This is a genomic window from Streptomyces sp. NPDC060232 (assembly GCF_042726555.1).
GTDB lineage: Bacteria > Actinomycetota > Actinomycetes > Streptomycetales > Streptomycetaceae > Streptomyces.
Genome location: NZ_JBHXAG010000001.1, coordinates 552,259 through 564,277 on the forward strand (window position 1 = coordinate 552,259; position 12,019 = coordinate 564,277).

General features: G+C 73.6%; 13 protein-coding genes. 7 read left to right on the forward strand and 6 right to left on the reverse strand.

Going from position 1 to position 12,019, the window contains the following annotated elements:
• Nucleotides 1-376: 376 nt before the first annotated feature.
• Together ACFWFZ_RS02440 and ACFWFZ_RS02445 are read left to right on the forward strand one after the other, a co-directional pair.
• Nucleotides 377-1,270 carry a nuclease gene (locus tag ACFWFZ_RS02440; protein ID WP_387116281.1) on the forward strand — a complete coding sequence of 298 codons (894 nt, stop codon included), beginning with the start codon at nt 377-379 and terminating at the stop codon, nt 1,268-1,270.
• 11 nt (nt 1,271-1,281) lie between these two features.
• On the forward strand, nt 1,282-1,566 hold the full coding sequence (locus ACFWFZ_RS02445) for a hypothetical protein (protein ID WP_387115368.1): 285 nt from the start codon (nt 1,282-1,284) through the stop codon (nt 1,564-1,566).
• 35 nt (nt 1,567-1,601) lie between these two features.
• Here the strand turns inward: ACFWFZ_RS02445 and ACFWFZ_RS02450 are convergent, their stop codons facing one another.
• The 4 genes from ACFWFZ_RS02450 to ACFWFZ_RS02465 form a co-directional block, all read right to left on the reverse strand.
• Nucleotides 1,602-2,240: a GNAT family N-acetyltransferase gene (locus tag ACFWFZ_RS02450; RefSeq protein ID WP_387115371.1), complete on the reverse strand. Its 639-nt coding sequence runs from the start codon at nt 2,238-2,240 to the stop codon at nt 1,602-1,604.
• Nucleotides 2,241-2,525: 285 nt separating this feature from the next.
• The gene (locus ACFWFZ_RS02455) at nt 2,526-2,756 is read right to left on the reverse strand and encodes a hypothetical protein (RefSeq protein WP_387115374.1); all 231 of its coding nucleotides are present in this window, start codon (nt 2,754-2,756) and stop codon (nt 2,526-2,528) included.
• 54 nt (nt 2,757-2,810) lie between these two features.
• Nucleotides 2,811-4,208, reverse strand: a complete 1,398-nt coding sequence (locus tag ACFWFZ_RS02460) for a sensor histidine kinase (RefSeq protein WP_387116284.1) — start codon at nt 4,206-4,208, stop codon at nt 2,811-2,813.
• Between the two features lie 76 nt (nt 4,209-4,284).
• The gene (locus tag ACFWFZ_RS02465) at nt 4,285-4,962 is read right to left on the reverse strand and encodes a response regulator transcription factor (RefSeq protein ID WP_387115376.1); all 678 of its coding nucleotides are present in this window, start codon (nt 4,960-4,962) and stop codon (nt 4,285-4,287) included.
• A 135-nt stretch (nt 4,963-5,097) separates the two neighbouring features.
• On the opposite strand from ACFWFZ_RS02465, the gene ACFWFZ_RS02470 reads away from it, so the two are divergent.
• The 3 genes from ACFWFZ_RS02470 to ACFWFZ_RS02480 all read left to right on the forward strand — a co-directional run bounded on the left by ACFWFZ_RS02470 (nt 5,098) and on the right by ACFWFZ_RS02480 (nt 8,667).
• Nucleotides 5,098-5,748 carry a hypothetical protein gene (locus ACFWFZ_RS02470; protein WP_387115379.1) on the forward strand — a complete coding sequence of 217 codons (651 nt, stop codon included), beginning with the start codon at nt 5,098-5,100 and terminating at the stop codon, nt 5,746-5,748.
• Between the two features lie 658 nt (nt 5,749-6,406).
• A complete protein-coding gene (locus ACFWFZ_RS02475) occupies nt 6,407-6,985 on the forward strand; it encodes an RNA polymerase sigma factor (protein WP_387115382.1) in 579 nt (192 codons plus the stop codon).
• 836 nt (nt 6,986-7,821) lie between these two features.
• Nucleotides 7,822-8,667, forward strand: a complete 846-nt coding sequence (locus ACFWFZ_RS02480; RefSeq protein ID WP_387116287.1) for an IclR family transcriptional regulator C-terminal domain-containing protein — start codon at nt 7,822-7,824, stop codon at nt 8,665-8,667.
• A gap of 149 nt (nt 8,668-8,816) precedes the next feature.
• On the opposite strand, the gene nadE is transcribed toward ACFWFZ_RS02480, so the two are convergent.
• Entirely contained in the window at nt 8,817-9,647 is an 831-nt protein-coding gene (gene nadE / locus ACFWFZ_RS02485) for an ammonia-dependent NAD(+) synthetase (RefSeq protein WP_387115385.1), read from the reverse strand.
• Between the two features lie 214 nt (nt 9,648-9,861).
• Nucleotides 9,862-10,512, reverse strand: a complete 651-nt coding sequence (locus ACFWFZ_RS02490) for an HAD family hydrolase (RefSeq protein WP_387115387.1) — start codon at nt 10,510-10,512, stop codon at nt 9,862-9,864.
• A 199-nt stretch (nt 10,513-10,711) separates the two neighbouring features.
• Here ACFWFZ_RS02490 and ACFWFZ_RS02495 point away from each other — a divergent pair, with 199 nt between their 5' ends.
• A complete protein-coding gene (locus ACFWFZ_RS02495; protein WP_387115390.1) occupies nt 10,712-11,077 on the forward strand; it encodes a PRC-barrel domain-containing protein in 366 nt (121 codons plus the stop codon).
• A gap of 354 nt (nt 11,078-11,431) precedes the next feature.
• Nucleotides 11,432-11,791: a hypothetical protein gene (locus tag ACFWFZ_RS02500; protein WP_387115393.1), complete on the forward strand. Its 360-nt coding sequence runs from the start codon at nt 11,432-11,434 to the stop codon at nt 11,789-11,791.
• Nucleotides 11,792-12,019 lie beyond the last annotated feature (228 nt).

The following is a 12,019-nucleotide window of genomic DNA, read 5'->3' on the forward strand; positions in this document are numbered from 1 at the left end:
GCCGGCCGTCCCGTCCGGAGCGGGTCCGGGCAGGCGGTGGCGTACGGAAGACGGGCGAGGGGGACGGAACCTAAAGGTGCGTCACGGGCATACGGTGACGGCCGCGCAGCCGGCACCGGGCGTCACGAGACACCGGGATCACGTCGTACCGGGACGGGGGAGCGAAGGCGGCGGTGCGGTAGGTGCACATGGCGCTTGCTCCCCTTCTCTTCGGACTCGGTATGCGGCGCGCAGGGCCCTGGCGGCAGCGCGCACGGCGAGTCTAGGGACCGGCCGGGGCCGGGGCACCGCATTTTTCCGGGAACTCCGTGTACCGTGAGTGACGTTCACTACGGAAAGTGACAGTCTGCGTCGTCTCCCGGGAGGCATCGTGTCCATGCTGCTGATCAAAGGGTCGTTCCGGGTGGACGGCGGTGCCGAGCCGGACGGCGACACCCTCCCCTTCATCCCCGACGACGTGGCGGACTGGAAGCTCGTGGGCGGCCGGGCCCGCGTCGTGCCCAAGGCGGACGGCCGGGCCGCCGTGCGCCTGGAGGGCGTGGACGCGTTGGAGACGCACTACAGGAAGCCGGGCTACGGTCCCGAGCGCCACCAGCCGAGGAAGTTCGGGCGCGAGGCCGCCGACGCGCTGCTGAGGTACCTCGGATTCACCGGCATCGACCGTCACGAGAACGAAACCGTCACCACCGAACCCGTCCAGGTCCCGGGATTCATCCTCACCAGCGGCGCCGACGCCTACGGTCGCTGCATCGCGCTGGCCTTCGACGGCAGCGTCCGCCCGCCCGTGTACAGCGGCTACGAGGTCACGGTCGACGAGGCCCTGATCAAGAGGAGCGCCAACTACCGCCTGGTCGAGGACGGCCTGGCGTACCCGATGTTCTATCCGGGCCTGCCCGGCCATCTGCGCGACGTCCTCCGGGACGCCGCCCGCGCGGCCCGCGCCGCAGTGCCGCCCAAGGGGCTGTGGGGCGCGGACAGGACCGCCGAAGGGGCGCTGATCGCCGACATCGGATCGATCACGGACGACGACACGGGCGTGGTGATCCTGCCCAAACTGTTCCGCCGGCTGAAGGACTACCTGGACTCCGGCTCGGACATCACCTCGCTCGCAGGCTTCTCCGCCTACCTCGCCGGAGCCGCCGACGAGTACCGCTTCCTGCCGGACGGCAGGACCCAGACCGGACTGCACAGGCTCATCAGGATCAGCGAGGACGGGAAGACCCTGCGGATGCCGCGTCCTTCCGACGAGATCCTCTTTCTCGACAAGTGAGGAGACCATCCGTGTTCGCGGTGATCCGGCGTTACGAAGGGGTGACCGACCCCGCCGAGGCGGGACGCCTGGTGGACGAGGGCTTCGTGGCCGTCCTCCGCCGAGTCCCGGGATTCGTGGCCTACTACTGGGTCGACGCCGGGGACGGGGTGATGGTGTCCACCAGCGTCTACGAGGACCGGGCCGGGGCGGATGAATCGGTCGGCAGAGCGGCCGACTTCGTCCGGGAGAACCTCGCCTCGCTGCTCCCCAACCCTCCCCAGGTCACGGCGGGCCAGGTGGTGGCTGCCGGGTAGCACACGGCCCCCGGCACACCATCCGGGCCACAGCGCTACGAGGCGTCGACCGCCACGGCCGTCGGGAGTACGGCCGGGCGTTCCATGAAAGCGAGCACGGCCCGCTTCTCGGGGAGGTACACCTCGGGCAGGTCGATCTCGGGGAGAGTGATCTCCCCCTGCCGGACGAAGCCGAGGCGGTCCACCAGGGCGACGGCCTTGTCGTTGGCGGCGTCGGGCTCGGCCACCATGCGCAGGACGGCCGGGTCGCGGAAGGTGAACCGGATGAGCGACCCCATCAGGGTCCTGCTGAACCCGGGCCGGGGCCGGACGGTCACCGGCGCCAGCATCAGGTGCACGCCGATGTCGCCCTCCCGCACCGGGTAGCACTCGCTGATCCGGTCCTCGGTCGGCTCGTACGTCTGGAAGAGCGCCACCGGCTCGTCGTCCAGCCGGACCATGTACGCGTGGTGGGTGTCGCGGCGGTCCACGTCCTCGTAGATCTCCTGGACCAGTTCCCGGCTGGCGCCGTTCATACCCCAGAACTGTGCGCGCTCCTCGACGACCCACGAGTGCAGCACGGCGGAGTCCGTGGCGGGGTCGACCGGGGTGAAGCGGACCGTGCCGAAACCTTCGACGGTCTCGGTGAGCACGTCGGCGCGCGGCGGGGTGAGGGCGGTGGAGTCGGGTCTCATGCAGGTTCCGGTTTCTGCTCGGCAGGGCTCGGGCGAACGCGGAGCACTCGCGGGAACCCCGGTTAGGGTCACCTAACTATAGACCCCCTGGATCTTGGCCCCGGAGGGCCCCGGGACGGCGGACGGGAGGTCGGCCGTGTCGGCCGCAGCAGGCGGGGCACAAGCGCCCCATGACACTTCTTCTGCTGTTCCTGCTGCCGCTCGGACTGGCTCTCGTCCTGCTGACGACCGACCACCACCCGCCCAAGCACGGCCGACACCGCCACACCCGCTGAACCCCGGGGCTCAGTCGGTGGGCTCCTGAGGTTCGGGATCCTCGGCCTCGGCCGGGTGGTCCGCCTCGGACCGCGGCGCGTCCTCGCCGTCCTCGCCGTCCTCCTCGGCCGTCCACAGATCGGGCGCCGGAGGGCCCAGCGGGGGAAGGTCGGGCGTGACAGGGTCCTCGTTCTCCGGAACCGGGGTGGGCAGCTCCGGCTCGGCGGTCCCGGACGCGTGGGGTTCTCGTTCGTTGGCCATATGCCCCATCTGCCCGTCATCCCGCCGCGAATGCCCGCTCGCCGGCGAGACCCGCTAGAGCGCGTCCTTCGCACCCTGCCGGGACCGCGGCGTCAGCGGCAGCCTGAGGACCAGCCGGGCGCCGCCGCCCGCGCAGTCCTCGGCCGTCAGCGTTCCCCCGTGGTGCGCGCTCAGGTCACGGGCGATGGCGAGGCCCAGGCCGGCTCCGCCGTGGTCACGGCTGCGCGAGTCGTCGAGCCGCGTGAACCGCTCGAAGACCCTCTCCCGGTCGGCCCCGGGGATCCCCGGCCCGTCGTCGACGACCTCCAGCACGGCGGTACGCCGCCCCGCGCCGCCGCCCGCGGTGCGCAGCGTCACGTCCACGGCCCGCTCGGCGTACCGCTGCGCGTTGTCCACCAGATTGGTGATGACACGGCCGAGCCACAGGGCCCCCGCCGTGACCTCGACATCTGCTGCGAGGTCCACCCGTACGGGCACCCGGTCGCCGAGCCGGGCCTCCAGCACCTCCCGCACCAGGGCGGCCAGGTCCAGCGGAACGGCCGCCACGGGCTGGGCCGCGTCGATACGGGCGAGCAGCAGCAGATCCGCCGCGAGACGCTGCAGCCGTTCGATGTCCTCCAGGGCGCCGCCGATCAGCTCGGGCCACAGCTCCGGGTCCCGGACGGCCAGGGCCACCTCCAGCTGCGTGCGCAGCACGGTGATGGGGCTGCGCAGTTCGTGGGAGGCATCGGCGATGAACTGCCGCTGGCGGATGCCGGACGCCTCCAGCCGGTCCAGCGTGGCGTTCATCGTCTCGGCCAGCCGGGCGACCTCGTCGCGGGTGGCGGGCACCGGCACCCGGCGGTGCAGGTCCCGGTCGGAGATCCCGGCGACCTCCGCACGGATCGCCTCCACCGGCCGCAGCGCATGCCCGGTGACCCGCCAGGTCACGAGGACGACGGTGGCCAGGAGCAACGGCATGCCGATGACGAGCGCCGCGGTGGTGACATCGTCGGCCGCGTCCGCGTCGCGCAGCGAGGCACCCGCGTAGACGGTGGCCGGGCCGTCCGGCGTCTGCGTGACGACCTGCACCACCCGCTGACGGTGATCGCCGTCGACGGGACGGACCCGCCAGGTGTGCAGCCGGGTCCCCGGCGTCTCGGGCGGGGCCGGCGGGAAGGGGGGCACCCCGAGGAGGTTCGGGCTGGAGAACAGCACCCGGCCGTCCGCGCTCACCACCTGGACGAACTCCACCGCGCGGCCCGCCGGACGGGCCCGGCCGAGCTTCCCGGTGGCGGCGAGCTGCGCCACGGTCTCGGCCTGCCGCCGCGCGTCGTTCTCCGCGTTGCGCAGCAGATTGGCCTCCAGCAGCCCGAGCAGGGAGAACGAGGCGAGCGCCAGGGCCGCGCCCACCACCAGACCGGCGCCCGCGGTGGCCCGGGCCCGGACCGTGGTGGGCCACAGCCGGCGCAGGACCGGCCACCGGTGCAGGGCGGTGCGGGGGAGCGAGCGCAGGACGTCGCCCACACTTCCGCGGAGGCGGGAGGGTTCAGCCACCGTCGGCCGCCAGCCGGTATCCCGCTCCCCGTACGGTCTCCAGCGCGGCCCGGCCGAACGGGGCGTCGACCTTGCGGCGGACCGCGCTGACGTGCACCTCCACGACATTGGGGTCACCGTCGAAGGCGGCGTCCCACACCTGCTCCAGGATGTCCCGCTTGGACACCACCTCGCCGGACCGGCGGCCCAGGTACTCCAGGATCGCGAACTCCCTGGCGGTCAACCGGATCTCCGCCGCGCCTCGCGAGCAGGTGCGCCGGGCCGGGTCGATCAGGAGGTCGCCGAACCGCAGCACCTGCGGGCGCCGGCCACCGGTGCGCCGGCCGAGCGCGCGCAGCCGGGCGACCAGCACGAGGTAGGAGAACGGCTTGGACAGGAAGTCGTCGGCGCCGGTGTCCAGCGCCTCCGCCTCGTCGTACTCGCCGTCCTTGGCGGTGAGCATCAGGATCCCCGACTCGTTGCCGGCCGCGCGCAGCTTCGCGCAGACCCGGTAGCCGTTCAGCCCGGGGAGCATGATGTCGAGGACGATCAGGTCGTAGTCGTGCTCGGTCGCCATCCACAGGCCCTGGGGCCCGTCGTGGGCCACGTCCACCGAGAACCCCTCCGACTGCAGACCCCGTTGCAGGGCCACGGCGAGCCGCCGTTCGTCCTCCACCACCAGTACGCGCATGCCGAACAGGATCGCAGGCCCCCGCGGCGCCCGGCTGAAGAGGTCTTCAGGCGGCTTCAGCCGGGCTTCAGCATCCGCTCGGCATGCTCTGGGGCGAGCCGGGCACCGCGTCCGGTCGTCAGAAGGAGCAACCGTATGTCTGAATCCGTTCCGCCGCCGCCCGAGCAGGGCCCCGTGAACGCGCCGGAGGCCGGCGCCCGCAAGCGCGTGGTGCTGTCCCGGCTGGTGCCCCGCGGCCCGCGCGCCCGCTGGGTGGCGGCGGGCGCGGTCGTGGTGGTCGTGGGCGGCGGGGTCACGGCGGTGGCCGTGGCCGAGCACCACCATCACCACGAGCGGGCCGGCCGGGGACCGCACGTGCTCCGCCTCGACCCCGGCCACGCGGGCGGGCTCAAGCGGGGGCCGCAGGGCGAGGCGCCCGACGACGAGCGCGCACGGAAGGCCCCCGGCGGCGAGAACGGCCCCAGGGTGCGTGAGCGCTTCGGCCACCCCGATGCCCCCGATGCCCCCGGTCTCCCCGGTGTTCCCGGCCGTTTCGAAGGGCGCGGGGGCTCGGGCAAGGGCGCCCAGGCGCCCGCGCCGCTGCCGTCCCTGTCCATCGGCGACGCGGCCGCCAAGGCCGCGGCGGCTGTGTCGGGCGGCAAGGTGGAGAGCCTGCGCGCGGTCGCCCAGGACGGCGGTGGCGGCGCCTGGCTGGCCGTCGTCCTCGGCCCCGACGGCGTCCGTCACGCGGTCACCGTGTCGGGCACGGACGGCACGATCACCGGCAACACCGCTCTCCGCGGCTAGGGCCTGTATCGAGTTGCCCCGTGGAGCAAGGAGCGGCGTCCGGCACGCACTCTCGCCGCACCGGCCGAAAGCCGCGTACGTCCCGTACGAGCGCTTCCGGCCGGCACGCCGAGAGCACGCACCGGACGCCGCTCCTGACGGGCACACGCTGCCTGGCGCGGCACTAGAGGTCAGGGTTGGTGTGGGTCTGTCACGGTGGAGGCGGGGCAGGCCTTGTCCGGTGCGATGAGCGGTCCGCAGGTCGGGGGCGTGCGCGGGGGGTCAGGGGCGCGCGGAGAAGTGAATGCGCTTCGTTCCAGGGATTCCCGGGGACCGGCTTGCACGATAGGGCTCGTTTTCCGATGGGGTGGTGAGTGAGAGCGCCCGGCGCTCCGCGGCTGCTGGTGCGGGGGCAGGCAGCCGGTCACGCACCATCCACCGGGAAGGTTCGCTCCGAAGTGAATGTCGCCGAGACGGTCGCCCGCGCGCTGTCAGCCACCACCGTGGCCAGCGTTGACGTAGCCGATGTGTTCCGGGAGCGCATGCGCCTGCCGGGCCGCGGGGCGGGGAGAGGATCCGACGGGCCGTCCCCCGAACGTCTCCCAGCCCGCCCCGCGGCCCGCCGGCGTCACGCCCCCGCCACCCCGGCGGGCGGCTGTGAACAGCTGTGGGGGAGCGTATGAACGAAGGAGAATTCGACCCGTCCGGAGACCGAGCCGTCTCCAGCGAACTGGCCGGAGTGCTGCCAGTGGAGTTCACCGCTTTCCATTCCCAGCAGCACCGCGCCTATCTGCGCTACGCCCACCTGCAATTGGGAAATCCCAAGGACGCCGAGGAAGTCGTCGACGACGTGTTCACCTTCCTGCTGAAGGTGTGGCGCCAGGCACTGAAGGAGGCGAGCCTGCACGGTTTCGCCTGGGCGGTGCTGCGCGAGCACGTGGAGCGGCGGCTGGCCGTGCTGGGCCGGCAGGTGGCCATGGTGGAGACGGCCTGGTTCGCCGCCCTGCGCCGCTCCTCCCGGGAACGGCTGGAGCTGCTGGAGTCCAAGCTCGGGCTGTACGCGGCCATCGCGGGCCTGTCCGAGCGGCAGTACGACGTGGTGCTGCTGGCCTTCCTGCTGGGCAACGACTGCGACACGGTCGCCCGGATGATGGGGATCTCCCCCGCCACCGTCCGCTCGCACATCCGCGGCGCACGCCGAACCCTGTCCCGCGAACTCGGGGTGGACCGGATCCCCGGAGAGGAGAAGGACCAGTGAGCGACATGCCGCTGTGCGGACTGGACGCGGCCCTGGCGGACGCGACGGTGCTCGCGGAGGAGTACGCCGGATACGACGAAGGCGCCGCCCGGCGCCGCATCGCCCGCCGGATCGCCGCCGACCGTGCCCGCTCGGCGCCCGGGGCCGCCCCCGGCGCGGCCCCACCCCGGCCCGGGCGGACCGTCCCCGCCGAGACCGACGACCTGGTCCTCGACGCCGCCTGCCACGTGCGGGCCGCCCGCGGCCTGGACGACCTCACCTGGTGCCTCGTGGAGAGCCGGGACTTCGCCGAACTCGCCCTGGCCGCCGACTCCTGGCCCCACGGCATGGACTCGGCGCTGCTGTTCGGCTGCCTGCTCCACCTCGCCGACCGCACGGAGGGCGCGCAGTTCTGGTTCCAGTACGCGGCGGGCGCGGGCTCGCAGACCGCCGCCCGCTGCCTCTACCTCCATCACCTCTCGCGCGCCGAGGTCGCGACCGCCCGGTACTGGAAGCGTCAGGCCCGCCTCCTGCCGCCCGACGAACACCTGCCGCCCCTGCCCCAACTGCCGCCCGACCTCGAAGAGGCCCTCGGAGCCTCCGTCATCTGGACGTCCCCGCCCATCACCACCCAGGACCTCACCTCCCTGAGGAGCGGGACGGGCCGGGCCTGTCGGCCGCCGTTGCGGCTCCCGGCGCGGCTGCGGCAGGCCCTCATGGCACGCCCCCGCAAGGAGCACCCCGACCTGGGGGAGGTCTACACCCCCGGCCCGCAGGTCGCCGTGGCCGTCGCCCAGAACGCCCGGCTCAACCCGCTGCACCTCACGGAGCAGGCCAACGGGTGGCCCCTCGAAGCGCTGAAACAGCCGCAGCCGACCCATGCCGCCCGCAGATCCCCCGAAGAACGCCCGGCGCCGCCGGCGCTGGAATCCGTCCACCAGGCCCTGCGCGTCCTGGAGGTCGTCAACCGCTACTCGGGCGGGGTGAACCTGACGCAGATCGCCCGTGAGACGAAGCTGCCGCAGCTGGTCCTCGTACGGGCCGTCGAGCAACTGGTCCGCGCCAACCTGGCCGCGCCGATCGGACCGGACGCCTACGCGGCCGGTCACGCCCTGCTGCCGAGCGAGACGGACGGCGGAGAGGGCCGCGGGCATCTGCGCGAGACCCTGGCCTGGCTGCGGGACGCGGTCGGCGCCGCCGTCTACGTCGCCCGGTACACCGACGGCGAGGTCGCCATCACCCAGTACGCGGACGGCCCGGCCGCACCCGTCGTCGAGGAGTGGGTCGACTTCCGTGCCGCCGCCCACGCCTCCGCGCTGGGCAAGGCGCTTCTGGCCCAACTGGACCACGACGACCGGCGCGATCACCTGTCCCGCCACCCGCTCACGCCCTTCACCACCCACACCCTCACCAGTCAGCGGATCCTCTTCCTGCAACTCGACGGCCGCCCGCCCACCACGCCCCTCCTCGACCTCCAGGAGTACGCCCTCGGCACGGTGTGCGCGGCGGTGCCGATCACCGCCGGCCGCAGCCCGGAATGCGTGGCCCTGTCCATCCCCGTCCCCGACCCGGGCCGGCTGAAGCAGGCCGCGCGGATCCTGCAGGGCGAGGCGGCCGCCGTCCTGCTCGCCCTGGTCGCCGCCGACAGCACCCGGCCCGCGGCCCGCAGGCCGGAGGACCCCATCCTGTCCACCTCCGCCTGAGCGTCCCGCAGCGGGCGACGCCCCGCTCCCCGGCGCGGGCCCGGTAGGACACCACCCGGGCCTGTTCCCCGACGTACGGTGACGGCAGCACGGGCACGGGCACGGTCACGCGGAGGCCGTGCCCGGCCCGGTCGGCTGTCTGACGGACATCAGGGGGCGATCGGCAGTTGGCGCTTGTGCTCGGTGGCGCGGTAGCGCTTGACGATGATGTCGAGGGCGGCCGCGTCGACCGGCTTGCCCTCCAAGACGTCGTCGATGTCGTCGTAGGTGACGCCGAGCGCCTCCTCGTCGGCCAGACCCGGCTTCAGCGTCTCCAGGTCCGCGGTCGGGGTCTTCCAGATCAGCGTGGACGGCGCGCCCAGCGCCTCCGCCGTCGCCCGGACCCGGCGCTTGGTCAGCCCGGTGAGCGGGACCACGTCGGCCGCACCGTCGCCGAACTTGGTGAAGAAGCCGGACACCGCCTCGGCGGCGTGGTCCGTGCCCACCACGAGGCCCGCGTGCGCGCCCGCCACCGCGTACTGGGCGACCATCCGCTGGCGGGCCTTGATGTTGCCGTGTACGAAGTCCTGCTGGTGCTCGTCGCGGAAGACCGCGCCTGCGGCCAGCACCGCCTCCAGGGCGGCGTCGCTCGACGCCTTCACGTCGACCGTCAGAACCCGGTCGGGCCGGATGAACTCCAGCGCCAACTGCGCGTCCGACTCGTCCGCCTGGACGCCGTACGGCAGCCGCATCGCGAAGAACGTCGCCTCGTGCCCGGCGGCGCGCACCCGCTCGACCGCGAGCTGGCACAGCCGGCCCGCGGTCGTGGAGTCCACACCGCCGCTGATGCCCAGGACCAGCGAGCGCAGGCCGGTGGAGAGCAGCCGGTCGGCGAGGAAGGCCACGCGGCGCTCGATCTCCTGCCGGGCGTCGAAGGACGCGCTCACCTGGAGGTCCCGGGCGATCTCCTGCTGCAGCGATATGGACGCCTGGTCGGTCACGATTGCTCCTCGGTCGGGCCCTCGGACAGTTCGGTTCGCGCCGCGGGGCGGGCCGCAGGCGCGAGGAGGGGCCGGAAGCACTCTAAAGGAAGCGCGGCGAAGCCCTGCTCAGGGGCCGTGGCCGCCGACGGGGGAACAGGCCGGCGGGGGAACAGGCCGGCGGGGAAGCGCGCGACGGGATGCACGCCGGCGGGACGGCCGGCCCCGGCCCCCGTCATCCCGCCGCGATGAGAGCGGGCAGGTCGCGCATGTCGTGGAACACCCGCGTCCCCGGCCCTTCGAGCCGTTCCGCCGGGGTCATCCCGCCCCCGAAACCGAAAGCCCGCATCCCGGCGGCGCGGGCCGCGTCGACACCCGGACGGCTGTCCTCCACCACCACGCAGGACGCCGGATCGACGCCCATCCGCTGCGCCGCGTACAGGAACAGGTCCGGCGCCGGCTTGCCGCGCGCCACCTCCGTGGCGCTGTAGATGCGGCCCGCGAAACGGTCGTAGAGACCGGTGCGGCCCAGGGTGTGGCGCATCTTCTCGTGCGAGCCGCTGGAGGCGACGCAGGTCGGCAGGGTGATCGCGTCGAGCGCCTCGGGCAGCCCCTCGACGGGTGTCAGGCCGGCGTCCACCGCCTCGCGGTGCAGCTGTTCGAACCGCTTCGCCCAGACATCGGCCGTCTCCTCGCCGAGCCGGGCCGCGACCTGGTCCCGTACCGAGGCGTTGGACCGCCCGATGAACAGGTCGATCACATCGCCCTCGGTGAGCGGCCAACCCAGCTCCGACCCCAGGGCGACCTGGACGCGCGTCGCGATGCGCTCCGTGTCGACGAGGACGCCGTCGCAGTCGAATATGACGAGTTCAATCGGCCTGATCATCCCCGCAGCATAGGGTCCGGGCCGGGCCGGCGGCGCCCGGGCCCGCGGCCCCTGCGGTCCCGGCCGCGTGCATGAGGCGCCGGAGGCGGGGCAGGCGGAGTTCGCGGGGCGCACGAACACCCCCGTGCACGACGTACGAAGAAGGACGGACGGCCGGGGTCCCCCGCCGTCCCCCGTCCATCGGAGGAGTTGTTTCCGCGTGACTGAGCATGTGTGGAGTTACAAGTCGACCTCGGGCCACCTGGCCGGCACCGATCTGACCGGCTACAAGGTCGAGGCGACCGACGGCAGCATCGGCAAGGTGGACAAGCACTCCGACGAGGTCGGTGACGCCTACCTGGTCGTGGACACCGGGGTCTGGATCTTCGGCAAGGAAGTCCTGCTGCCGGCCAGCACCGTCGTCAGCATCGACCCGGAGGAGCGGATCGTCTACGTCGACCGCACCAAGGGCCAGATCAAGGACGCCCCCGAGTTCCACCGGGAGAAGCACCTCGGCGACCGGGACTACCACCAGGAACTGGGCACCTACTACGCCACCACCCGTCTCGGACTCCCGCCGCTCTGACCGGCCCGAGTCGACCGCTGCGAGGCCGTGGGCCCGAACTCCGCGAGTTCGGGCCCACGGCCGTGCCGCCTGCCCTGAGCAGGCCCGCCGCCCGCCGCATGGCCCCGGCTCGGGGACACAAGCGCGATGTGCTGAGACCACGTGTGGTCGCCCTTCCCGGCCTGCTCGCGGGGGCCGCCTGCGCCGCCGCCGTCCACGTCTCACCCTGGTGGTCGGCCGCGCGGAGCGGGCTGACAGGCACGTTCCCCGGCCCCCGCGCGCGTGATCGCGCCGTTGCCGGGTACCCGCGCAGCACACACCCGAACGCTCACAACTGCGAGCCGAGAACGACTACTTCAAGGAGAGGGCATCGCCATGACGCTGATACCGCACGCCAACGAGAAGTCCGTCCCCACCCCGGCGGAGCTCCGGGGTCACGTCGAACGTGCGACAGGCCGCCTCCGGGACACGGCCGTGCACGTCGGGCGTCTCGTGGAGGACAAGACACCCGACCCCGTCCTCGCCGGGGCGCTCCGGGCGGCGACGCGCCTCCGGGACACCGCCGCCCGCGCCGGACGTCTCGCCGGGCACCGCAACCTCGACTCCGCCAGGGCCACGGCCGGCCGGGCCGCGACCGTGGCACGGGCCAACCGCACCGCGCTGGCCACCGTCGCCGGCGTACTGACCGCCGCGGTGCTCGCCCGCCGCGCCCGACGGGCCCGGCGCGCGAAGTAGTTCCCCCGAGGCGGCCGGGGCCCCGGGGCCGGGTCCACCGGGCCGGGGGCCAGCGGGCCGGGGGCGGCCCCCGGGGACACCCCCCACCCCCCCCCCGCCGCCCCCCCCGCCCCCGCCCACCGCGCCCCCGCCCCCGCCCGCCGCGCGACCGTCCCCCGCCAGATCGGCGGCTACGCCACCCTCCGCAACCCCCACCACATGCCCGGGCTGACCACCGAGGGCCTGGAG

What these genes read in the sequence shown, in the direction of transcription:
- ACFWFZ_RS02490 (WP_387115387.1), bottom strand. Translation starts at nt 10,512, where the DNA reads ATGATCAGGCCGATTGAACTCGTCATATTCGACTGCGACGGCGTCCTC.
- ACFWFZ_RS02475 (WP_387115382.1), top strand. Translation starts at nt 6,407, where the DNA reads ATGAACGAAGGAGAATTCGACCCGTCCGGAGACCGAGCCGTCTCCAGC.
- ACFWFZ_RS02470 (WP_387115379.1), top strand. Translation starts at nt 5,098, where the DNA reads ATGTCTGAATCCGTTCCGCCGCCGCCCGAGCAGGGCCCCGTGAACGCG.
- ACFWFZ_RS02455 (WP_387115374.1), bottom strand. Translation starts at nt 2,756, where the DNA reads ATGGCCAACGAACGAGAACCCCACGCGTCCGGGACCGCCGAGCCGGAG.
- ACFWFZ_RS02500 (WP_387115393.1), top strand. Translation starts at nt 11,432, where the DNA reads ATGACGCTGATACCGCACGCCAACGAGAAGTCCGTCCCCACCCCGGCG.
- ACFWFZ_RS02465 (WP_387115376.1), bottom strand. Translation starts at nt 4,962, where the DNA reads ATGCGCGTACTGGTGGTGGAGGACGAACGGCGGCTCGCCGTGGCCCTG.
- ACFWFZ_RS02450 (WP_387115371.1), bottom strand. Translation starts at nt 2,240, where the DNA reads ATGAGACCCGACTCCACCGCCCTCACCCCGCCGCGCGCCGACGTGCTC.
- ACFWFZ_RS02440 (WP_387116281.1), top strand. Translation starts at nt 377, where the DNA reads ATGCTGCTGATCAAAGGGTCGTTCCGGGTGGACGGCGGTGCCGAGCCG.